Source organism: Ensifer sp. Root423, from assembly GCF_001426275.1.
GTDB classification, from domain to species: domain Bacteria; phylum Pseudomonadota; class Alphaproteobacteria; order Rhizobiales; family Rhizobiaceae; genus Ensifer; species Ensifer adhaerens.
This window is the reverse complement of sequence record NZ_LMEG01000045.1, coordinates 149,423-171,755: the sequence shown is the minus strand read 5'-3', so window position 1 is coordinate 171,755 and position 22,333 is coordinate 149,423. Positions and strand designations below refer to the sequence as shown.

General features: G+C 62.7%; 21 protein-coding genes. 9 read left to right on the top strand and 12 right to left on the bottom strand.

Features of this window, described 5'->3' with window-relative positions; genetic code table 11:
- Positions 1–29: 29 nt before the first annotated feature.
- The 5 genes from ASD01_RS29460 to ASD01_RS29440 form a co-directional block, all read right to left on the bottom strand.
- Complete coding sequence (locus tag ASD01_RS29460) at positions 30–983, bottom strand: membrane protein (protein ID WP_034803975.1); 954 nt, start codon at positions 981–983, stop codon at positions 30–32.
- A 192-nt stretch (positions 984–1,175) separates the two neighbouring features.
- Positions 1,176–1,424: a 30S ribosomal protein S18 gene (gene rpsR / locus ASD01_RS29455; RefSeq protein WP_025426448.1), complete on the bottom strand. Its 249-nt coding sequence runs from the start codon at positions 1,422–1,424 to the stop codon at positions 1,176–1,178.
- Positions 1,425–1,450: 26 nt separating this feature from the next.
- Positions 1,451–1,897 (bottom strand): 30S ribosomal protein S6, encoded by a 447-nt coding sequence (gene rpsF / locus ASD01_RS29450; protein WP_034803973.1) that lies wholly within the window; start codon positions 1,895–1,897, stop codon positions 1,451–1,453.
- 274 nt (positions 1,898–2,171) lie between these two features.
- The gene (locus tag ASD01_RS29445; protein WP_034803970.1) at positions 2,172–2,684 is read right to left on the bottom strand and encodes a ClbS/DfsB family four-helix bundle protein; all 513 of its coding nucleotides are present in this window, start codon (positions 2,682–2,684) and stop codon (positions 2,172–2,174) included.
- 19 nt (positions 2,685–2,703) lie between these two features.
- Positions 2,704–3,747 carry an aldo/keto reductase gene (locus ASD01_RS29440; RefSeq protein WP_034803965.1) on the bottom strand — a complete coding sequence of 348 codons (1,044 nt, stop codon included), beginning with the start codon at positions 3,745–3,747 and terminating at the stop codon, positions 2,704–2,706.
- Positions 3,748–4,086: 339 nt separating this feature from the next.
- Between ASD01_RS29440 and fabD the strand changes: the two genes are divergently transcribed.
- From fabD to gmk, 7 genes are all read left to right on the top strand, one after another.
- The gene (gene fabD / locus ASD01_RS29435; protein ID WP_034803962.1) at positions 4,087–5,031 is read left to right on the top strand and encodes an ACP S-malonyltransferase; all 945 of its coding nucleotides are present in this window, start codon (positions 4,087–4,089) and stop codon (positions 5,029–5,031) included.
- A 39-nt stretch (positions 5,032–5,070) separates the two neighbouring features.
- Positions 5,071–5,808, top strand: a complete 738-nt coding sequence (gene fabG / locus ASD01_RS29430) for a 3-oxoacyl-[acyl-carrier-protein] reductase (protein ID WP_034803959.1) — start codon at positions 5,071–5,073, stop codon at positions 5,806–5,808.
- Positions 5,809–6,141: 333 nt separating this feature from the next.
- On the top strand, positions 6,142–6,378 hold the full coding sequence (locus tag ASD01_RS29425) for an acyl carrier protein (protein ID WP_003531676.1): 237 nt from the start codon (positions 6,142–6,144) through the stop codon (positions 6,376–6,378).
- Positions 6,379–6,599: 221 nt separating this feature from the next.
- Positions 6,600–7,865, top strand: coding sequence for a beta-ketoacyl-ACP synthase II (fabF, locus tag ASD01_RS29420; protein ID WP_034803942.1), 1,266 nt, complete (start codon positions 6,600–6,602; stop codon positions 7,863–7,865).
- A gap of 463 nt (positions 7,866–8,328) precedes the next feature.
- Entirely contained in the window at positions 8,329–9,528 is a 1,200-nt protein-coding gene (gene mltG / locus ASD01_RS29415; protein ID WP_034803938.1) for an endolytic transglycosylase MltG, read from the top strand.
- A gap of 133 nt (positions 9,529–9,661) precedes the next feature.
- Entirely contained in the window at positions 9,662–10,549 is an 888-nt protein-coding gene (locus ASD01_RS29410; protein WP_034804285.1) for a YicC/YloC family endoribonuclease, read from the top strand.
- Positions 10,550–10,552: 3 nt separating this feature from the next.
- On the top strand, positions 10,553–11,212 hold the full coding sequence (gene gmk / locus ASD01_RS29405) for a guanylate kinase (RefSeq protein WP_034803935.1): 660 nt from the start codon (positions 10,553–10,555) through the stop codon (positions 11,210–11,212).
- An 82-nt stretch (positions 11,213–11,294) separates the two neighbouring features.
- On the opposite strand, the gene rsmA is transcribed toward gmk, so the two are convergent.
- From rsmA to lptF, 6 genes are all read right to left on the bottom strand, one after another.
- On the bottom strand, positions 11,295–12,122 hold the full coding sequence (rsmA, locus tag ASD01_RS29400) for a 16S rRNA (adenine(1518)-N(6)/adenine(1519)-N(6))-dimethyltransferase RsmA (RefSeq protein ID WP_060529819.1): 828 nt from the start codon (positions 12,120–12,122) through the stop codon (positions 11,295–11,297).
- Positions 12,122–13,150 (bottom strand): 4-hydroxythreonine-4-phosphate dehydrogenase PdxA, encoded by a 1,029-nt coding sequence (pdxA, locus tag ASD01_RS29395; RefSeq protein WP_034803929.1) that lies wholly within the window; start codon positions 13,148–13,150, stop codon positions 12,122–12,124. The genes rsmA and pdxA overlap by 1 nt, the downstream gene beginning before the upstream one ends.
- A 13-nt stretch (positions 13,151–13,163) precedes the next feature.
- The gene (locus ASD01_RS29390; RefSeq protein ID WP_034803927.1) at positions 13,164–14,105 is read right to left on the bottom strand and encodes a SurA N-terminal domain-containing protein; all 942 of its coding nucleotides are present in this window, start codon (positions 14,103–14,105) and stop codon (positions 13,164–13,166) included.
- A 184-nt stretch (positions 14,106–14,289) separates the two neighbouring features.
- Positions 14,290–16,638, bottom strand: a complete 2,349-nt coding sequence (locus ASD01_RS29385; RefSeq protein WP_034803926.1) for an LPS-assembly protein LptD — start codon at positions 16,636–16,638, stop codon at positions 14,290–14,292.
- A complete protein-coding gene (gene lptG, locus ASD01_RS29380; protein WP_034803924.1) occupies positions 16,638–17,717 on the bottom strand; it encodes an LPS export ABC transporter permease LptG in 1,080 nt (359 codons plus the stop codon). Before lptG ends, ASD01_RS29385 begins: the two co-directional genes overlap by 1 nt.
- A complete protein-coding gene (gene lptF / locus ASD01_RS29375) occupies positions 17,714–18,883 on the bottom strand; it encodes an LPS export ABC transporter permease LptF (protein WP_034803922.1) in 1,170 nt (389 codons plus the stop codon). Before lptF ends, lptG begins: the two co-directional genes overlap by 4 nt.
- A gap of 421 nt (positions 18,884–19,304) precedes the next feature.
- On the opposite strand from lptF, the gene ASD01_RS29370 reads away from it, so the two are divergent.
- Positions 19,305–20,798 (top strand): leucyl aminopeptidase, encoded by a 1,494-nt coding sequence (locus ASD01_RS29370; RefSeq protein WP_034803917.1) that lies wholly within the window; start codon positions 19,305–19,307, stop codon positions 20,796–20,798.
- A gap of 41 nt (positions 20,799–20,839) precedes the next feature.
- On the top strand, positions 20,840–21,289 hold the full coding sequence (locus ASD01_RS29365; RefSeq protein ID WP_034803915.1) for a DNA polymerase III subunit chi: 450 nt from the start codon (positions 20,840–20,842) through the stop codon (positions 21,287–21,289).
- 73 nt (positions 21,290–21,362) lie between these two features.
- On the opposite strand, the gene ASD01_RS29360 is transcribed toward ASD01_RS29365, so the two are convergent.
- On the bottom strand, positions 21,363–22,289 hold the full coding sequence (locus tag ASD01_RS29360) for a Gfo/Idh/MocA family protein (protein WP_034803912.1): 927 nt from the start codon (positions 22,287–22,289) through the stop codon (positions 21,363–21,365).
- Positions 22,290–22,333: the final 44 nt, after the last annotated feature.

The window sequence follows — 22,333 nt, the reverse complement described above, 5'->3', positions numbered from 1 at the left end:
GGTTTCCTTTCAGAGTTCCAGTTCGTTGGTCAGTTTTTTCCAACCGGCGTGACCGCGATGGTGCGTCGCGTATCGATCAGGCCGGACAGGAGGAAGAAGAATGCCGGGATCGTGAACACGAGCACCGACAGGTATGCAATCCACAGCACGGGAAGCCGCCAGGACTTGCCGCGTGTGCGGAAATGGAAGGAGGCGAAACCGGCAAGCAGGAAGCCCGCGCCGAAGGTTCCGCAGATCAGCGCGCCGATCGTTGCGGGTGCGCCGCCGAGGAAGGTGAGGACCAGGCCGCCGAGAAAGATGAAGATCGCGTTGCGGTGCATGCGCAGCGTCGACGGAATGTCCTCGCGCGGGCGCAACGACCGGCCGGACATCTGCACGATGCGGGTGGCGAGGTAGTAGGCGGTAAACAGCATCAGCACCCAGATCGCGCCCTGGACGAGCGGCAAAGCGAGGGTGAAAAGCGACTTGATCTGGGCGATGGCAGCCGCATCCGGGTTGTAGGCGCTGTCCTGCGCCTTCACGGCCTGAATGACGATATCGACCATGCGATCGGAGATATCGGCTCCATAACCGACGATCACGCCGACGATGATCATGCCGACGGTCACCAGACCGGCGAGATGGCTGAGGATATCGGAGAGCGGATACCAGGCAAGCGCCTCATCCGGGCCGCCGAGTTCGGACGCCGGGCGGGCGAGATTGGCGAGATGGCTCAGCCAACCGGCCGGGATCAGCGTGACAACGAGGATCAGCAGCGCGAAGTAGGGCGAAACGAGAACGGCACCGGTGGCGCCGGCCGTGACGATCGCGGTGATCGCTGCGGCATTGCCCCAGCCGAGGCCGGCAATCAGGATTGGAAGTGCCGAAGCGGCATAAAGGACGATCGCAAGAGACGACTGCGTATTCGCGCCCATCGACAAGAGGGCGGCGGTAAAGCCGGCGAGAACGCCGGTCAGCAGCGATGTCCTGTTCACATTCGTCACGTTCGCTGTCCTGCTTCGTGCAGTTAGGGGATGGCCAAAGCGCAGCCCCAGCATGGGATTTTGGCGCATCGCGCCGGTTCCGATCCGCGCCCATCGCGGAAGGGAGAGAAAGAGGCGCTCACGTTAGGGGAGCGCCTCTCCCAACAAGTCGGGTTCCGTCGAGTCAGAAGACTGACGGAGAGTCAGCCGTTCTTAGGAAACGACGTAGGGCAGCAGGCCGAGGAAGCGTGCACGCTTGATCGCCTGGGCGAGTTCGCGCTGCTTCTTCTGGGAAACGGCCGTGATGCGGGAAGGAACGATCTTGCCGCGCTCGGAAATGTAGCGCTGCAGAAGACGGATGTCCTTGTAGTCGATCCGCGGAGCGTTTGCGCCCGAGAAGGGGCAGGTCTTGCGGCGGCGGTGGAACGGGCGACGAACCGGAGCGGAAGAAACTTCAGCCATTGTCTTAATCTCCTAAAGCTTCTTGATTACGCGCGGTCTTCGCGCGGACGGCGCGGGCGGTCTTCGCGGTCGCCACGGTCCGGACGCGGACCACGGTCGCCGAAGCCACGCTCCGGACGGTCGCCATCGCGGCGCGGACGGTCGTCGCGGTCGCGCTTCTGCATCATGGCAGACGCGCCTTCCTCGTGCTTCTCGACGGCGATCGTCATGTAGCGCAGGATGTCTTCGTTGATGCGCATCTGGCGCTCGATTTCGTGAACAGCCGCTGCCGGAGCATCGATGTCCATGAGAACGTAGTGAGCCTTGCGGTTCTTCTTGATGCGGTAGGTGAGGGACTTCAGGCCCCAGTTCTCGACGCGACCGACCTTACCGCCGTTTGCTTCGAGCACGCCCTTGTACTGCTCGACGAGACCGTCGACCTGCTGCGGCGTGATGTCCTGGCGGGCCAGGAATACGTGTTCATAAAGAGCCATTGTGGCTTGCCTTTCTTGCGTTAATCAGCCCGGACCTCGGCGGCTAAGCCTCAACGACTGTTCTTAGTGGCTGCAGGCAGCCGGCAAGAAAGTGTTGTATCGAGACGGTCGAGAGCGGAGACACGGGAGGCCGGAAAGACGTGCAATCCTAACGGCTCCCCTCGAGGAAGCCGGCCCTCCGTTCAGCCACCAGCCAGAAGACCGGGCATTTCGAACAGCGCGCTTATACGCATTTTTCCGCGGAAGGCAAGGCTTGCCGCGTCTTTTCCGCTTTCTACGCCAGCCCGTTCACCTTTTTCCATTTGCGCAGGCGGCCGTGGGCGTTGGCATAGGGAGAGGAAGTATTGAACTGGATCATGCGTCCGAGCGTGAATTTTCCGTACCATGGCCGCCCGTAAAGCGTCCGCTCGTCGCGATCCCTGATGAGTACCTCGAGCGTCTCCTTGCTGCGCTTCAGTCTGGCGACAAGCTCGCCCGGCGAAAGAGCGTGGAAGTCCGCATAGAATTTCTGCGCAAGCCGTCCGAGTTCGTTCCATTGATAGCCCGTCTCGGGGAAGTCGACCAGCTCGCCGCGCTGATCGCGATCGATCCATTTGATCACCAGTTCGCCCCAGCCGATGAGGTAGGCGACGAGGTCGCCGACGCTCATCATCGTGCCCTTGGCGTGGCCTTCGAGCGACGGTTCGCGGTAGCGCTCGTCAGGAACCCGTTCCAGCTCGCGCATCAGCCTGGCGAACTGGACGTCGATCGCCGCAAGCAGTTCCGCTTTCGTCTGGGGTACCGGCATCGGCGATCTGGTCTCACGCTCAGATCGGCATCGGGTAGATCCGGTGCAGCCGCCGGATCCCGTTCACGATGTCCTGCGACAGCGTCAGGTCGATGGCGCCGAGGTTGGTCTTCAACTGCTCCATCGAGGTCGCGCCGATGATGACGGAAGCCATGAACGGCCGCGCCAGGCAGAAGGCGATGGCCATCTGCGCCGGATCGAGGCCGTGCTCGCGTGCCAGTTTGACATAGCCTTCGACGGCCGGTTCCTGGTGCGGCGTGAAGCGGCCGCCGAGATCGCCGTTGATCGAAAGTCGCGAGCCCTTCGGCTTCGCGCCATCGAGGTACTTGCCGCTTAAGAGGCCGGCGGCGAGCGGCGAATAGGCGAGCAGGCCCACGTCTTCGTGGTGCGACAGCTCCGACAGGTCGAGGTCGTAGGCGCGGTAAAGCAGGTTGTATTCGTTCTGGATCGAGGCGACGCGCGGCAGGCTATGACGCTCCGCCATGTCGATGAACTTCATCGTGCCCCAGGCCGTTTCGTTGGAGAGGCCGATGGCGCGGACCTTGCCGGCTTTCACGAGGTCGCCGAGCTTGTCGAGGATTGCCCGGAGGTCACTCGCGACATGATCCTTGTCCTGCCTGGACGGGTCATAGGACCAGGCGTTGCGGAAATGGTAGTGGCCGCGGTTCGGCCAATGAAGCTGATAAAGGTCCACATAATCGGTCTTCAGCCGCCTGAGGCTGGCGTCGATCGCCTGGTCGATGCCCTCGGGCGTCGTCGGGTTGCCGTTGCGGATATAGGGGCGGCCGGGGCCGGCGACCTTGGTCGCAACGACGACCTCATCGCGCCGGCCGCGCCTGACCAGCCATTCGCCGATGAAGCGTTCCGTGTCGCCATAGGTCTCTGGCGAAAGCGGGGTCGTGGGGTAGAGTTCGGCCGTATCGATGAAGTTGACGCCCTTGTCGAAGGCGTAATCCAGTTGCTCGTGCGCCTCGGCGATGGAGTTCTGTGAACCCCAGGTCATGGTGCCCAGGCAGATTTCCGAGACCTTGATGCCGGTGCGGCCAAGCGTGTTGTAGCGCATCTAGATAAGTATCCTTGTGAAGGGCGGCGCCGACCTGGGAGGGAAGGGGCGCTGGCACCGGGAATGGAGCGGTCGCCTCGACCCTGGTGATCGGGTAGGGCAGAGCGACATCGGGCGGCAAACTTACGCCTTGATTGTTGAAGATCAAGGGCAAAAGGCCCCGTCGGCCGTGTCCGTGCCGGCCTCCAAGCTTGACTCGTCGGTAAGGAATGTGAATGGAGAGGAAGCCGGAGATGTATGGTTTCTGCCTGCATCCCGCTCTAACTCATAAGAACCGATCACTAGGATTTCGTGTCGCGCCGACCCGAAATCCTAGTGATCTAGGGAAGGGACGATCCCATGAGCATTGCATTCACGTTTCCAGGCCAGGGCAGCCAGGCTGTCGGCATGGGCAAGGATCTGGCCGACGCTTTTCCGGAAGCGGCAGCCGTCTTTGCCGAAGTCGATGAAGCACTCGGCCAGAAGCTGTCCGAGATCATGTGGAACGGCCCCGAGGAAACGCTGACGCTGACGGCGAACGCCCAGCCGGCGCTGATGGCCGTATCGATGGCCGTCATTCGCGTGCTCGAAGCCAAGGGCCTCGACCTCAAGTCCAAGGTTTCCTTCGTCGCCGGCCATTCGCTCGGCGAATACTCGGCGCTCTGTGCTGCCGGTACCTTCTCCATTGCCGACACGGCGCGTCTCCTGCGCATCCGCGGCAACGCCATGCAGGCGGCGGTTCCCGTCGGCAAGGGCGCAATGGCGGCGATCATCGGCCTCGAACATGCGGATGTCGAAGCCGTCTGCCGCGAAGCCTCCGCGCTCGGTTCCTGCCAGATCGCCAACGACAATGGTGGCGGCCAGCTGGTGATCTCCGGCGAGAAGGCTGCCGTCGAGAAGGCCGCAGCACTCGCTTCCGAAAAGGGCGCCAAGCGCGCTCTGATGCTGCCGGTCTCTGCCCCCTTCCATTCCGCGCTGATGGCGCCGGCTGCCGACGCGATGCGCGAGGCGCTGGCCAAGGTCGAGAAGCGTAATCCGGTGGTGCCTGTCATCGCCAACGTGCTCGCCGCCCCGGTCAGCGATGCCGACGAGATCGCCCGGCTGCTGGTCGAGCAGGTCACCGGCCAGGTCCGCTGGCGCGAGACGGTCGAATGGTTTGCCGCCAACAATGTCACGACGCTTTATGAACTCGGCTCCGGCAAGGTCCTGACCGGGCTTGCCCGCCGCATCGACAAGACCGTCAACGGTATCGCCGTCAATACGCCCGCCGATATCGACGCAGCACTCGCCGCCTTGCTCGCCTGAGCGAACGCCTAGGCGCTCCAGTTATAAGGAATCAAAGAGATGTTTGATCTTTCCGGCCGCAAGGCTCTCGTTACCGGTGCATCCGGTGGTATCGGCGAAGAAATCGCCCGCATGCTGCACGCCCAGGGAGCGACCGTCGGTCTGCACGGCACCCGCGTCGAAAAGCTGGAAGCGCTTGCCAACGAACTTGGCGATCGCGTGCAGCTCTTCCCGGCAAACCTTTCCGACCGCGCCGAAGTCAAGGCGCTCGGCGAGAAGGCCGAAGCCGAGCTTGGCGGCGTCGACATCCTCGTCAACAATGCCGGCATCACCAAGGACGGTCTCTTCGTGCGCATGAGCGACGAGGACTGGGATGCCGTTCTCGAAGTGAACCTGACGGCCGTGTTCCGCCTGACGCGCGAACTCACCCATCCGATGATGCGTCGCCGTTTCGGCCGCATCGTCAACATCACCTCCATCGTCGGCGTCACCGGCAACCCCGGCCAGGCGAACTACTGCGCCTCCAAGGCCGGCATGATCGGCTTCTCCAAGTCACTGGCCCAGGAAATCGCGACGCGCAACGTCACGGTCAACTGCGTGGCTCCGGGCTTCATCGAAAGCGCGATGACCGGCAAGCTCAACGACAAGCAGAAGGACGCGATCATGGGCGCGATCCCGATGAAGCGGATGGGCACCGGCGCTGAAATCGCTTCGGCGGTCGTTTACCTCGCTTCCAACGAAGCGGGCTACGTCACCGGCCAGACGATTCACGTCAATGGCGGCATGGCCATGATCTGATCCGCTTTCCGGGATGGGCCGCCCGCCGAGATTGTGCGGTGGGCGATCTTCAACGTCCCGGGACGCCGCCTGCCAAATGCCTGAAATTCAATGTTGAGCAAGCGAATGACAGGCATTTTCGGACTTTGCGACAGCGTTAAACCGTGTTAATCGGGCCATGACTGTTAGCAGTCGACCGGTCCCGCCAGGTGCCCGGCAGCCTTGGCTGCCTTGGGTTTGCCGCAGTTCCGGTTGGATGGATTGCCGGGTGGGCCGTCTTGGTCTATCAGGCTTACAGAAGAGTACCGGTGCCGGAATAGGCGCCTACAGAAACGAAGGTCGAGGAACTCCGACATGAGCGATATCGCAGAACGCGTAAAGAAAATTGTTATTGATCATCTTGGCGTCGACGCCGAAAAGGTCAGCGAAGGCGCAAGCTTCATCGACGACCTCGGCGCGGACTCGCTCGACACCGTCGAACTGGTCATGGCTTTCGAAGAAGAATTCGGCGTTGAAATCCCGGACGACGCTGCTGACTCGATCCTGACTGTCGGCGACGCCGTCAAGTTCATCGAAAAGGCTCAGGCCTAATACCTTAAAGCGGCTTCGGCCGTGGACGGGCCGCCTAAAGCGGCCCGTTTCAGCCCAGGGAAGTGGGCTATCCCGCGCTGAGCGGGGATTTCGATCAGCAAGCGTTTCCCGCATATCCCTCTGATCGTGAATAAGAACCTTAAAATGGATGCCCGGATCGGGTTCGTTACACGTGGTCCGATCCGGCTCTGAAATGGAAAAGTCAGGGTGGGTCGCGGACTATGAGACGTGTCGTTATCACCGGTACCGGCATGGTATCTCCCTTGGGTTGCGGAACTGAGGCGACGTGGGCGCGCCTGCTTGCCGGGCACAATGCCGCGCGCAAGGTGACCGAATTCGAGGTCGAGGACCTTCCTGCCAAGATTGCCTGCCGCATTCCCTTCGGCGACGGCACCGATGCTACCTTCAATGCCGACGACTGGATGGAGCCGAAGGAGCAGCGCAAGGTCGATCCGTTCATCGTCTACGCGATGGCTGCGGCCGACATGGCGCTGGCCGATGCCGGCTGGAAGCCGGAGAACGATGAAGACCAGATCGCGACCGGCGTGCTGATCGGTTCGGGCATCGGCGGTCTCGAAGGCATCGTCGAAGGCGGCTACACGCTGCGCGACAAGGGTCCCCGCCGCATCTCGCCGTTCTTCATTCCCGGCCGGCTCATCAATCTTGCCTCGGGCCAGGTGTCGATCCGCCACAAGTTGCGCGGTCCGAACCACTCTGTCGTCACCGCCTGTTCGACCGGCGCGCATGCGATCGGCGACGCGAGCCGCCTGATCGCGCTCGGCGATGCCGACGTCATGGTGGCCGGTGGTGCGGAATCGCCGATCTGCCGGATCTCGCTCGCCGGCTTTGCCGCCTGCAAGGCGCTATCGACCCAGCACAATGACGATCCGCAGAAGGCCTCGCGCCCCTACGATATCGACCGTGACGGTTTCGTCATGGGCGAGGGCGCCGGCGTCGTCATCCTCGAAGAGCTCGAGCATGCCAAGGCCCGTGGCGCCAAGATCTATGCGGAAGTCGTCGGCTACGGCCTTTCGGGCGATGCGTTTCACATCACCGCTCCGTCGGAAGATGGCGACGGTGCCTATCGCTGCATGCAGATGGCGCTGAAGCGAGCCGGCCTGACGGCTGCCGATATCGACTACATCAACGCCCACGGCACCTCCACCATGGCCGACACGATCGAGCTTGGCGCCGTCGAGCGCCTGGTCGGCGAACACGCGTCGAAGATCTCGATGTCCTCGACCAAGTCGGCCATCGGCCACCTGCTCGGCGCTGCCGGCGCGGTGGAAGCGATCTTCTCGGCGCTGGCGATCCGCGACAACATTGCGCCGCCGACGCTGAACCTCGACAATCCGTCGATCGAGACGAAGATCGACCTCGTGCCGCATGTCGCGCGCAAGCGCGAAATCAACGTGGCGCTCTCGAATTCCTTCGGCTTCGGCGGCACCAACGCCTCGTTGGTCCTGCGCCGCTACACCGGCGCCTGATCGCGCGCCCGGAGCGTCGCTTGAGCCAATTGTCGCGCCGACCGTCAAAGGCGGCGCGATGATCCAGCTTTTGCCGTATTGCTCGCTACAAGCATGTGGTGGGAGGAGGCGTCGTCACGGAAGACGGCGCTCGCCGACCGCGATGTTCGCGCAAGGCATATCTGTCAGATTGCCCTTCAGTCATTGCCTGGAATTGCGGTTTGCCGGGTTTTTGCCGCGGGCCGTGGTTCCGGATTAAAGTGTCGGTCGTCCGCCGCGTTCTCTTGAACGGACGGTGATTCGACACATTTCTGTGGTTCTTCGGTGAGATTGCACCGACTGCGGATTTTTGAGTAACTGCGGACGTCGGCCTTCTGGGCGGCACCGTTTTATAAATTTGACCTATGCCTGCCACGGTCCAGTCCGAAATTCGCACCGGAAGCAGGAAGAGAATGAGGCCGCGAATTTCGGGTTCGGGATAATCGTGAGCGACTCAAACGATAACGGCGCGGCGCAATTTGGCCGCAGTGAAAACGCGAGCAACGGACCGATCATTCCGAAATCGGCAAACGAGGCCCTGCGTCCGGAAAAAGTGCCGCAACCGCCGAAACGATCGCGCAAGGCCCGCAGCCAGGTCGTGATCTTCCTGAACTTTGTCATGACCGTCATTGTCTTTGCAGCGCTCGCCGCTGCCGGCACGGTCTATTATGCGATGCACCAGTACGAAAAGCCGGGTCCGCTGCAGGCGAACCAGAACTTCATCGTCCGGGGCGGCGCCGGCATGAGCGAGATCGCCAGCGGGCTCGAGCGCGGCAACATCATCACCGATGCGCGCGTTTTCCGTTTCGTTTCCGAAGCCTACCTCGACAATGAGACGCTGAAGGCCGGCGAATATGAGATCAAGGCCGGCTCGTCGATGCAGGAGGTCATGCAGCTCCTGAAGTCGGGCAAGTCGATCCTCTACTCCGTCTCCCTGCCGGAAGGCCTGACCGTCAAGCAGATGTTCCACAGGCTGGCCGACGATCCGGTGCTCGTCGGCGACCTGCCGACGGAGCTGCCGCCGGAAGGCACCCTGATGCCGGACACCTACAAGTTCACGCGCGGCACCAAGCGCGGCGAGATCGTCCAGCAGATGGCCGCAGCCCAGAAGGTGCTGGTCGGCCAGATCTGGGAAAAGCGCGATCCCAACCTGCCGGTGTCGACGGTTGAGGAGCTCGTGACGCTTGCCTCGATCGTGGAGAAGGAAACCGGTCGCGCCGACGAGCGTCCGCGCGTCGCCTCCGTCTTCATCAACCGGCTCGACAAGGGCATGCGGCTGCAATCCGACCCGACGATCATCTATGGCATCTTCGGCGGTGACGGTAAGCCGGCCGACCGGCCGATCCTGAAGTCGGACATCGACAAGCAGACGCCTTACAACACCTATATCATCAAGGGGCTGCCGCCGACGCCGATCGCCAATCCTGGTCGTGCAGCGCTGGAAGCGGTCGCCAATCCGTCGCGCACGCCTGAGCTTTACTTCGTTGCCGATGGCACGGGCGGCCACGTCTTTGCCGAGACGCTCGACGAGCACAATGCGAATGTCCGCCGCTGGCGCAAGGTCGAGGCAGAGCGGGCGGCAGAAGCGGCGAAGGCTGCGGCTGACGCGGGCACCGCCGAGCCGGCAGCCACGCAGCCGCAATAACGCCGGCTGCTGGCGGCGCATAGCCGCGCAGCGGTGCTTGCATTGTGGACGGACGAATCACGGCGCGGATATCCCTTGCGGGATGCCGCGCCGTCGCCTTATTGCTTCTGCTGAAACCGCAACGGAGGTGATGATGCCGCTCCAATCGATGACCGGCTTTGCCCGGAGAGAAGGCAGCAGCGGCCGCCGTCGTTGGGCCTGGGAGCTGCGCTCCGTCAACGGCAAGGGCCTGGACCTCAGGCTGCGCCTGCCGCAGGGGCTCGAGCGCTTCGAGCCCGAGGTGCGCAAGCTCGCAGCGGAGTATTTTTCCCGCGGCAATCTTCAGGTCGGCCTCTCCGTCAGCGGCGGCGAGGCGGCCGTCGAGGCCGTGGTCAACCAGGCAGCTTTGACGGCGGTGCTGAACCTGCGCGGCCAACTCGGTGATCTCGTCGATCCCGCGCCACTCCGGTTCGACACGCTTCTCACTATCCGCGGCATCGTCGACTTCCGCGAGCCGGAAGAAAGCGAAGAAGAGCGTGCGGCGCTCGATGCCGGTATCCTGGCAGGTCTGGCGGGTGCGCTCGCCGATTTGCGCGCGATGCGAGAAGATGAGGGCGCGGCACTCTGTCAGATCCTGCTGGGACAGGTCGAGACGATCGAGCGGCTGACGGCGACGGTTGAGTCCGACCCGTCACGTAGCGCCGCTGCGATTGCCGATCGGCTGGCGCAGCAGGTAGCTCTGGTGATGGACAACGGCTCGTCGCTCGACCGGGACCGGCTCCATGCCGAAGTCGCTTTGCTCGCCACCAAGGCGGATCTTCGCGAGGAGATCGACCGGCTTGGTTCCCACATCGTTGCCGCCCGGGAGCTTCTGTCGAAGGGCGGTCCCGTCGGGCGCAAGCTCGATTTCCTCGCACAGGAATTTAACCGAGAATCGAATACGATCTGTTCCAAGTCCAACGCGGCCGCTGTGTCTGCCGCCGGCATCGAGCTGAAGGTCGTCATCGACCAGTTCCGCGAACAGGTCCAGAATCTGGAGTAAGGTATGAACCCGGCGACCCCTTCGCCCATCAAGATCGCCCGTCGTGGGCTGATGCTCGTCATTTCCTCGCCGTCGGGCGCAGGCAAGTCGACCATAGCGCGCAATCTCCTGGAAGCCGATCCGGAGATGAGCATTTCGGTCAGCGTGACGACACGTCAGCGGCGCCCAAGCGAGATCGATGGACGGCACTATCACTTCAAGTCGATCCGCGAGTTCGAGGCGCTGAGGTCCACCGACTCGCTGCTCGAATGGGCGGAAGTGCACGGCAATTTCTACGGTACACCGCGCGACGCGGTCGAGGCGGCCATGGCCGCGGGCCGCGACATGCTGTTCGATATCGACTGGCAGGGCGCGCAGCAGCTCCAGGAGAAGATGGCGGGCGACGTCGTCTCGATCTTCATCCTGCCGCCGTCAATGGCTGAACTGCAGTCGCGCCTGCATCGTCGCGCCGAAGACAGCGAAGAGGTGATCGCCACGCGCCTTGCCAATTCGCGCGCCGAGATCGAGCACTGGCGGGAGTATGATTACATCGTGCTCAACGACGACCTCGACCGCGCCTTTGCGTCCGTGCGTGCGATCGTCGAGGCCGAACGCCTGCGCCGCGACCGGCGCCCCGGCCTGTTCGATTTCGTCAACGGGCTGCTGACCGAAAACCCGTTCTAAGGCTTCAAAAGAAATGGCTCCGTGAGGAGCCATTTTTGACTCACGTTATTTGTAGCGCGCGCCTTGCGATCCATATGCCCGCTCAGAGGCAGTTGGCCAGGCGACAGAACTCTTCCACTGAAAGTGTTTCGGCGCGTCGCTGCGGGTCGATATCGGCCTTGGCAAGCAGCGCCTCGCCACCGAGTGGCTTCACGCTCTGCCGCAGCATCTTGCGGCGCTGGCCGAAGGCTGCATGCGTCACTTTCTCGAGCGCCGAGACCGAGCAGGGGATCGGGTTTTCCACCGGCTCCAGATGGACCACGGACGACGTCACCTTCGGTGGTGGCGTAAAGGCCTGCGGCGGCACGTCGAATGCCATCCGCGCCTTTGTGCGCCAACCACAGAGCACGCCGAGGCGGCCATAGTGGTCGTCATCCGCGTCGGCGACGATCCTCAGGCCCACTTCGCGCTGGAACATCAGCGTCAGCGACTGCCAGAAGGGCGGCCAGCGCTCGGGCAGCAGCCAGTTAACGAGCAACTGAGTGCCGACATTGTAGGGCAGGTTGGCGATGATCTTGACCGGCCCATCGTCGGCAAGCGTCTCGAACGACGTCTTCAAAGCATCGCCTTCGATGACCTGTAGCCGATCGGGATAATGCGCGCCGATTTCGGCAAGTGCCGGCAGGCAGCGCGCGTCCCGCTCAATCGCAATGACCTTCTTGGCACCGAGCGCGAGGATGGCGCGGGTGAGGCCTCCCGGTCCGGGGCCGACCTCGATGACCGTTACCCCTTCGAGCGAACCGGCGGTCCGCGCGATCTTCTGCGTCAGGTTGAGATCGAGCAGAAAGTTCTGGCCGAGCGCCTTCTTGGCATCGAGGCCGTGACGCTGGATGACGTCGCGTAGCGGAGGAAGACCGTCAAGGGCGGCCATCAGCGGGTATCTCCTGGCATATTGGCCGCAAGCGATGCGGCAAGGTCGAGCGCGGCCCGAAGGCTGTCGTCGCGGGCGACGCCCTTGCCGGCAAGGCTGAAGGCCGTGCCGTGGTCGGGCGACGTGCGGATGAAGGGAAGACCGAGCGTGACGTTGACGCTATCGTCGAAGCCGAGCGCCTTGGCCGGGATCAGCGCCTGGTCGTGATACATGCAGATGGCCACGTCGTAGGTGGCGCGTGCGCGATCATGGAACATCGTATCTGCCGGCAGCGGGCCGACGGCATCGATGCCCTCGGCACGCAGCCTGTCGATGACGGGCCGGATGACGGCGTCGTCCTCGAGACCGAGCGCACCGTTTTCGCCCGCATGCGGGTTCAGCCCGGCGATCGCGAGCCGTGGCTGTCGAAGTCCGAAACGATTGCGAAGGTCGGCCGCAGTAATCGCGCAGGTGCGGTAGATGAGGTCCGGCGTCAGTTGCTCCGGCACGTCCTTCAAGGGGATATGGATGGTGACGGGAACGGCGCGCAGCTTCGGTCCGGCCAGCATCATCACCGGCAGCACCGGCTGTCCCGTCGCCTTTTCGGCAAGATCGGCGAGATATTCGGTATGGCCCGGGAAGCGGAAGCCGGCGTCATAGAGAACCGCCTTGGCGATCGGGTTCGTGACCACGGCCGAGGCCTGTCCGGCGGTCACCAGTCGCACGGCCGTGTCGATCGCCCCGATCACGGCGCTGGCATTGACGGTGTCCGGCTCGCCCTCCTTGACCGGGGCAGGGCAGGCAAGCGGCAGCACCGGCAGCGCCGTGTCGAAGAGGGAGAGGGCGCCGGCGCAATCCGTCTCGCGGATGGACACCGTGTAGCCGAGCATCGAGGCGCGCGCGGCAAGGACCGCGGGATCGCCGATGAAAAGGAAGGGGGCCGTCGCATGGTCGCGGCGGCCGAGCCAGGTCGAGAGGCTGATGTCCGGCCCGATACCGGCCGGGTCGCCCATGGTCAGGGCGAGGGGCCCGCCGGTAGTTTCGCGCATGTTTCCGTCGTGATTACTTGTTGACGATTTGCGCCTTCTTGCGCAGCTCCTCGAGGTACTTCTCGCTGTTCGGGTCTTCGCCACCGGCCTTCTTCTTGCCGATATCCTCGGCGCGGAAGACGATTTCGGCGGCGGTGTCGTCGTTGACCTCACGCTTCTTGCAGATCGCCAGGTACTCCACGCCCTTTTCTGTCACGCGGGTTCCGGTGGTGCCGTTCTCGCCGGCCTTCTCGATCAGCGGCTTCCATTCGTCAGGCAGCTGCTGGGCAAGCATGCGGCCGAGGCTGCGGATCGACACGTCGCGATAGTTGGCGGCAAACACCTTCGAGGTTTCGCAGCCCGGGAACTGAGCGCGCGAGGCGTTGGCTTCCGCCTGCCGCTTCGCGGTGATCGCGCCGCGCTTCTTCTCGGGAATGACGAAGATCACCTGCTGCAGGAAATACTCGGTGGTCACCGGTTTCTGTCCGCCGCCTTCCATCATGCGCTTGACGAGGTCGGCGCCCTGGAGGCGGTTAGAGCTGCCGTAACGGAAGTTGACCGCACGCGGCCAGCTCATCTGCACGGCGATGAATTGCTTGAAATGTTCGGAGCCGACGCCGGCCTGATCGAGAATCTTGCCGAGCTGCTCGGTCGAAAGCTTGTTGCCCGAGGCGAAGCGCGCATAGGCGGCATCGACTTCCTGCGTGCTGACGGACTGGCCGATGCGTGCGATCTCGGCACGCTTGAGAACTTCGTCGACGAGTTGCTTCTTGGCTTCGTCGTTGCCGCCCTTCTGGCGCTGCAGGCGAAGGAAGGCCACGCGCTTGGCGATGTCGCCGGAGGTAATCACCGTGTTGTTGACCGTTACCTTGACCGTGCTCGCTGCTGCCTGAGCTCCGGAGCATATTGCAACGCTCAAGGTGCCGGCCAAAGCCAGTACCGACAGTGTCCTCAAGATCGACATTTTCCCGCCCATTCTCTTTTCCTATATCCCGGACTATCACCGTCGACAGGCTTTGTCCGCCTGCCGGCCTTGCGCCGTTGCCTTATCTTGTCGGAGGGAATGCATAATACATGCGGCCAAACGATGACAAGACCGTTTGACGGTGCCGATATCGACGAATGGGCGAACTTTTGGCTCGCCCACTCGCTTGACGATATCAATAATAGTCGAGCTCTTCGAACTTGGTGTCGCCGACGTTCACGTCGCCGAGTGTACGGAAGCTGATTCTCGCGCCGATCGACCAGTCGTTCGCGACATTGGCATCGGTATCGCGTTCCTGCTTGTAGACGATCGAGAACAGCGTGTCCTGATCGTCATAGGTTATGCCGAAACCGTTGCGTGAGATGACATCCTTGTTGATGTCATAGGTGATCGCGCCGAACACCGACCAATAGTCGTGGAACCGGTAGGCGGCGGCGGTCTGGATTTCGTCCTGGTTGGACAGAGATCCGTAGAGCGGCTGCGCTTCGATGCGCGTATAGGTCATCGCGGCCTGCCAGGTCGTGCCGAGATAGCCGACGGTGGTATCGGCGCGGCGCAGCGACAGGTCCTTTTCGTCGAGGCGGCCGGAAACGCTCGCCATCAGGCCGGACGGTGCGTCGATGCCGAACATGGCAACGTAGTCAGAGCTCTTGGTCTCAAGACCGGAATTCGCCCCGGCCTTGACCAGGTCGTCCGTCGCAAACGAGTTCAGGCCACCCAGATGGAAGGATTGGCCGACGATGCCACGCAGGCCGTAGCCGCTATCGAAGGTCCCCGTGTAGCGGAAGCCGACATTGGCGCGGGTGCCGCCCTCGATCCGGTCGAAACCGGAGAACTTGTCGCGGTCAAAGAGGTTCGTTGCGTCGAACACGAAGCTCTGCGCGTCTTCGTTCGGCAGGCCGCCGGCGTACTGCTCGTTCGGGCGCGCGTAGAGCTGTGCGATCGGCTCGACGACGTGACTGCTGTCCTCGCCGACGAACAGGATCGGGTAGCGGGCTTCGAGGCCTGCGGTCAACATGCGCCGCGTTGCCGCATCGCTCGTGTTGAAGTCGCCGGTGTAGGCCGGACCCGGATTGTCCATGTTCAGCCCGATGGCATCGCCGCGCGCTGCCATCAGCGGCGTGAGGACCAGGCCGCCCGGGGCGATGAAGGTGCGCTTCCACTCGAGTTCGCCGGTCAGGCGGTGCGAGGTGCCTTCTAGGCCGCGGAAGCGGACCACGCCCGGTTGGGTAAACGCGTCGAGCCGGTTGCGCTTCACGTTCGTGAAGTTGAACGTCGCGGAAAGCTCGCCGCCCAGCACGGGATCAGGCGCCTTGTAGGAATAGTCGAGGACCTGCGCCGCCGGCTGCTGGTTTTCCTCGATGCTGTTGGCGTCGGCGTCCTGAATGTCGAAGTAGAAGGCGCGCAGATCGAAGTAGTTCCGCTTGCCGAGCCCCGTCAGGTAGGCCTGGTTGGTATAGGTGGTGCCGTCGAACGTCGACAGCTCGTAGGTCTTGGCGAAGTTGGCGTCGGACTGGACGAGTACGTTCCAGCCGAAGGTCCAGCGCGGATTGATCTCGAACTCAGCCTTCGACGCGATCATGCCGCGATTGGTATGCATCGCGTCGACGGTGCCGGGCGTGAACTTGCCCTTATCGAGCTGGCTGATGCCGGCGAAGTTCAGCGTATGGAAGCCGTTGTGGAACCGCTGGCGGAATTCTCCCTCCAGCAGGAAGCCCTGTCGCGTCAGGCCGGTAAGCGTGGCCGTCGCGTCCATATAGGGCGAGATCGCCCAGTAGTAGGGGACGCCGACGCCAACTCCGAGTTTCTGGGCCGAGCGGAACGTCGGAAACAGGAAGCCGCTCTTGCGCTTGACCGTATGGTCCGGCAGCTCCATGACCGGAATATAGGCGATCGGCTTGCCGAACAGCTCAAAGCGCGCGTTCTCCAGACGGATGGTCCGCGTGCGGCCGTTCTGGATGACGCGCTGGGCCTTGATGTGCCACAGCGAGCGATGTTCCGGCTTGGTCGAGCACGGCGTGCAAGCCGTATAGACGGCCTCGTTCAGGATGAATTCTTCGCCGTTCCGGCGCTCGCCGCTCGTGGCAGCAAGCCGCGTCAGATCGGTGGTTTCGATGCGCATCTGCTCGAGGAAACCGTCCCCGAAATCGTCGGTGACATCCATCTTGTCGGCATAGACGACATTGCCGCCGGGCTCGATGAACTGGATTTCCCCGGATGCATAGATGCGGCCATTCTTCTGGTCGTACTCGACCTGACGGGCCACCATCTTGTAGCCGCCGTAATCGATCTGCACGTTGCCGCGCACGATCACTTTTTCGGCGTCCTTGTTGTAGACGAGCTCATTGGCGGACAGAAGCAGCTTGGCGTCTTCCGGCATGTTCGGGCGCAACGAATCGAGGCGGTCCGAAGCCTGCTGCGCCATTGCAGGCGCACTCATTCCCATGGCAAGTGTCTGCAGCGCCACGCCTGCAAGCAGGGCAGCGTTGATCAGCCTTATACGTTTGCGGTTCACTACCGCCACTAGCCATCCTCCTGATTTAAAAGAATCGTCGAGCCCAGCGCCATCGCTACAACAACTGGCAACCAGGCTGCAACGAAAGGAGGCACAATGCCGCTGCTCCCGAATGCTTTGACAAGCACGGTGACGACATAAAGCACGAAGCCTGAAAGGATGCCACCGAGAATTACGGAGCGCGATTGGTTAAACCGGCTAAATTTCAGCGACACGCAAGCGGCGATCAGCGTCATGGCGACGAGCAGCAGCGGCAACGACAACATTGAGTGGAATTGAGTTTCCATGCCGTTGGTCGAAAAACCGAAGGAGCGGGCCACTTCGATCTTGCGCGGCAGGTCGAAAAACTGAATGGAATCAGCCTTTGCAAGACGTTCCTGAACAAACTCCGGCTTAAGATTGGTGGCCAGCTGTGCTGTTTTCAAACGTTGCGGAAGCTGCCCATTGCGCGTTTCCGTGACGTCGTTAAGAAGCCAGTAACCATCTTCGAGTTTCGCCGACGCCGCATCCTGTCTCAGAATGATCGTGCCCTGTGGATCAAAGTGGATGACGGTGACGTTGAGAAGCGTGGTGCCGTTGTCCTGAACCGAGCGCGCGCCGATGATCGTGTCCGTGCCGTTATAGATCTGCCGCAGCCACGGGATCGAGCCAGCATCGGCGTTCCGCGTGGAGCCCCATTCGGCCAAAAGCGCCTCGCCGCGCTTCGTTCCCCAGGCAGCAAGCGGGTTGAGCGCCACGACCGCCAGCACGCCGAAGAGGAAGGAGCCGAGGATGAAGGGCCGCAGGAACTGCCAGACGGAGATGCCGGCTGCGCGGGTCACGACCAGCTCGTAGCGGCGGTTGAGCGAAATCAGCGCCGCCATGGCCGAAAACAGCGCGACGAAGGGTATCGTCTGCTGCAGGATCAGCGGGATCCGGAGCGCGGTCATCAACAGGGCGCCGGAGATGCTGTAGCGCGGCAGGTTTGCCAGCCGGCTTGCCTGCTCGCTGAAGTCGATGATGAAGACCAGCGAGAAGATCCCGACGAGGAACCAGAACGTCGTGATCACGTAGCGCATGAAGAAGTAGCGGCCGAGCGTGCCCATCATGACGGCTGCCCTTTCTCGGCGTCAGGCCGCATCAGGCGCAGGCGAACCAGGAGTTCCTGCAGCTTTTCCTGCCCGGTCATCGGAATGTCCAGTCGCCTGTTGCTGACGAGCTGGTGAATGCAGAGGGCGCCCGCCATCAGCGGCACGGCATACATCAACGGCACGAACCACACGGAGTCCTCGGCGCTGTTGCCGGCATAGAACGTCATCCAGCGGATGAGCAGGGCCGTGCCGAGCGCGCTGACCATCGGATGAAGCCGAGCTTCGCGGTGGGAGCGTGCGTCACTGCTGAAGACCAGCGCAATCAGGCCGAAGAGAAGGGGGAAGGTCCATTCCGTGAAGCGACGGTTGAGCTCGGCGGTAAAGGCGAGCGGATTGTTCTTGTAGACGTGATCTTCCGGGTCCGGATTGATCAGGCCGGGAAGGTCGCGGTCCTTCGCTCGAATGGTCGCCTCGCGCGTCGTCTTGGTCATGTCGGCGAGATCGAAGGCATAGGAGTCGAACTTGATGATCGACACGCTGCCGTCGGGGAGCTTGCGCTGCACTTCCCCGTCTTTCATCACCAGCGCCGAGCTCTTGTCGTCGATGGCGCCTTCGCGGGCATAGTAGACGAGCTCGAAGCTCGGATTGCGCGAATCGGCGACGAAGATGCCCTGCAGCACGCCGCCGCCCCGCCGCGCGCCAACCTGGACATAAAGATTGTCTGCGACCTTGCGGAAGGTGTTCTCCTGCACGACGGACGACAGCAGATCGGCGTTGGCGGTTGCCAGCATCTTGCGCAAGGCCATACGCGAATAGGGCTCGACGAAATTGTCGACCACGAAGGAAAGCACGCTGAGGCCCAATGCCAGGTAGACCACCGGCCGGATGATCGCCATGCGCGAGCTGCCGGCGGCGTTGAGCACCGTCAGCTCCGAATCGGTGTTCATCGTCGTCAGCGTTTGTGTGACGCCGATCACCAGCGCAAACGGCAGGATGATCGTGATGACGGAAGGCAGGATGAGGGTCGCCACTTTGGCGAAGGCGAGCACGGATTGGCCGTTGTCGGTGACGAGGTTGACGTTGGTCAGCGCCTGAGTCGTCCAGGTGATGCCAAGCAACGGCAGGAGCGTCGCGAGGAACATGATCACGGCACGCCGGAATATGTAGCGTTCGATCAGCTTCATGCCCGTGTCCGGTCCAAAATCCTGCTCATGTTTCTGTTCCGGCGGCGGTTATCGAACCGGATTTCGCCCATGTCCGTAAACCGAAGCCCGGTTCTTTGCCAGCCACCCGTGCTGCTCGAATTGTGCAGCAACAGGGATAATTTAAGGCGAAGAACCTCGGTTAACCGCATGTAAACATCTGCGGGCATCTTGCCAAGCGGTTGAAAAGCGAGAAGGGTGCCGGCAACAGCTTTGACGGTGGCGAATGATGCGAATATTTGCCACTGTAACCGCCCGGTAACAGGCCGGCTTGCCATAAGCCTTGCCGTGTCGTCCGGTTGCGTTGTGCGGCCTAGATCCCCTTGGGCTGGCGCTCGATCTCCCGGAAAGATCCATTCGATCCAAAGGGTTGCGTCCAGACAGGAAATACCCGGAGTTTTCAATGTCGATGAAGTTTGAGTTCACCTTTGCCAAGTCCCATAAGCCGAGCGGTGGCGTCGCCGTTCTGCTGAAGAGCGCGGGCGCGTCGGCGGCTGCCGGCGCCGATGTCGCCGACCCCGAGAACGTCATCGCAAGGGCGGCGAAGATCAAGAAGTTTACCGGCAAGGCATTCTCCTCCCTCGACATCGTCGCGCCGCACGGCTCGCCCGCCGATCGAATCGTCGTGCTCGGTCTTGGAGACGCGGATGCGCTGACGGACCATGACTGGCTGAAGGCCGGTGGAGCCGTCGCTGCGAAGCTTGGTTCGGTCGACAAGGTGACGGTCTTCATCGACGCGCCCGACGCCAACGTGACCGGAAAGGCGGCAGCGGACTTCGCACTCGGCATGGAGATGAATGCCTACGCCTTCGACAGCTACAAGACCAAGAAGGCCGACGACGACGCGAAGCCATCCGGCAAGCCGACCAAGGTGACGATCGTCACCGGCACGGTCATCGCGGCGAAAAAGGCGTTCACGGCGGCGCAGGCCGTTGCCGAAGGCGTGTTTCTCGCCCGCGATCTGGTGAACGAACCGGCCAACGTGCTGGGCCCGGTCGAGTTTGCCGCCAAGGCGAAGGAGCTGGAAAAGCTCGGCGTCGAGGTAGAGATCCTCACCGAAAAGGAAATGAAGAAGCTCGGCATGGGCGCGCTGCTCGGCGTCGCGCAAGGGTCGAGCCGCCCACCGCGCCTCGTCATCATGCAGTGGAAGGGCGGCAAGTCCAAGGACCGTCCGCTTGCCTTCGTCGGCAAGGGCGTCGTCTTCGACAGCGGCGGCATCTCGATCAAGCCGGCTGCCGGCATGGAGGAAATGAAGGGCGACATGGGTGGTGCGGCCGCCGTCACCGGCCTCATGCACGTGCTCGCCGCCCGCGAAGCCAAGGTCAACGCCATCGGAATCATCGGCCTTGTGGAAAACATGCCCGACGGCAGTGCGCAGCGCCCGGGTGATATCGTGACCTCCATGTCCGGCCAGACGATCGAGGTGATCAACACCGACGCCGAAGGCCGTCTCGTGCTGTGTGATGCGCTCTGGTACTGCAACGATCGCTTCAAGCCGCAGGCGATCATCGATCTCGCGACCCTGACCGGCGCGATCATGGTTGCACTTGCAACGCATCATGCCGGCCTGTTCTCCAACGACGACCGTCTGGCGGGGCAGCTTCTTGCCGCCGGCATCGCGACGCACGAGCCCCTGTGGCGCATGCCGCTCGGCCGGGAATACGACAAGATGATCGACAGCAAGTTCGCCGACATGAAGAACACCGGCGGCCGCCACGGTGGCGCGGTTACCGCGGCGCAGTTCCTCAAGCGCTTCGTCAAGGATACCCCCTGGGCGCATCTCGACATCGCTGGCACCGCGATGGGTGCGCCGACCGACGAGGTCAACCAGTCCTGGGGTTCGGGCTTCGGCGTGCGGCTGCTCGATGAGCTGGTGCGGGCGAGCTACGAGGCCTGATCGGCAATGCCGGACGTGATGAAAGGCGGGAGGCAATCGGCATGACCGAGATCCTGTTCTACCACCTGACGGAATCGAAGCTGGAAGACGCGCTGCCGCCGCTGCTCGACAAGAGTGTCGAGCGCGGCTGGCGCGTGGTCGTACAGACGGTCGATGCAGACCGCCGCGATGCGCTCGATACGCATCTCTGGGTCTATCGCGACGAGAGTTTCCTGCCGCATGGCACTGACGCCGGCGACTTTGCTGCGGACCAACCGGTGTTGCTCGTCGCCGACGATGGCAATGCCAATGCGGCGACGGTGCGTTTCGTCATCGATGGCGCGAGCCCACCTGACGTTTCGGCCTATGAGCGCATCGTCTTCATGTTCGACGGCTACGACCAGGAACAGCTCGAAGGCGCGCGCGGCCATTGGAAGCGGCTGAAGGGCGAGGGGCACACCTTGACCTACTGGCAGCAGAACCGCGACGGCCGTTGGGAAAAGAAGGCCTGAGTTTACAAGCGTTACGACAAAAAAAGCCCGCGGCCGAGACCGCGGGCTCTTTGTTTCCGGCATGTCCGGAAGATCAGTCGTGGAAGGCCTCGACGAACTTGCGCTTGCCGAGCATGAAGGCATCTGCGACGTGGCGCAACGGCGCCAGATCGACGTCCGACTTCCCGGCTTTGACGATTTCGGCGAAGCGCCGGTAGAGCATCGGATATTCCTGCTCGGGCTCCTCGTGCACGAGCTTGCCGTCGATGGAGAGCTTGGCGCCGCCTTCCGACAGCACCATCTCGCCCGCCGCCGTGCGGGCAACGATGTCCCAGCTCTGCTTGCCGGTCTGGCGCCAGTCGAATTCCGCCGCGACCGGCAATTTTTGGCCGTCGGTGAAGGTGATGTTGGCGGCGATCGGCGCGTCACGATTTTCGGGGAATTCGAGCACGGCCGACGTTACGAACAGCGGGCGTGGCAGGATGTGGGTGACGATCGACAACGCGTTGATGCCCGGATCGAAGATCCCGAGGCCCCCGGCCGCCCAGATCCATTCCTGGTTCGGGTGCCAGTGGCGCACGTCTTCCTTCCAGATGACCTGGACATCCTTGATCGTCGTCGTTGCCAGGAAGGACTTTGCAGCTTCCACGGCCGGCGCGTAGCGGGAGTGCCAGCTTGCAAACAGCGACAGCCCCTTCGATGCTGCCAGCGCCTCGAGGTCCGCGACCTCGCTGAGCGTCGCGCCCGGCGGCTTTTCCAGAAACACGTGCTTACCGGCGTCGAGCGCGACGCGAGCTGCCTCGTAGCGATACTGCGGCGGCATGCAGAGCGACACGGCTTCAATCGCAGGAACCGCGTCGAGCATCGCCTCGATCGATTTGAAATTGTCGATGCCGTCGACCGTCCCATGTCGGCTCGCGGCGGCAATCAGCTGATAGTCGCTGTTCTTGGCGATCGCCGGAAGGTGCTGGTCGCGAACGATCTTGCCGATGCCGACAAGCGCAATTTTGATGGGGGCCATGGTGTTCCGCTCGATTTGTATGACTTATTGTCGGCTCTTGTAGC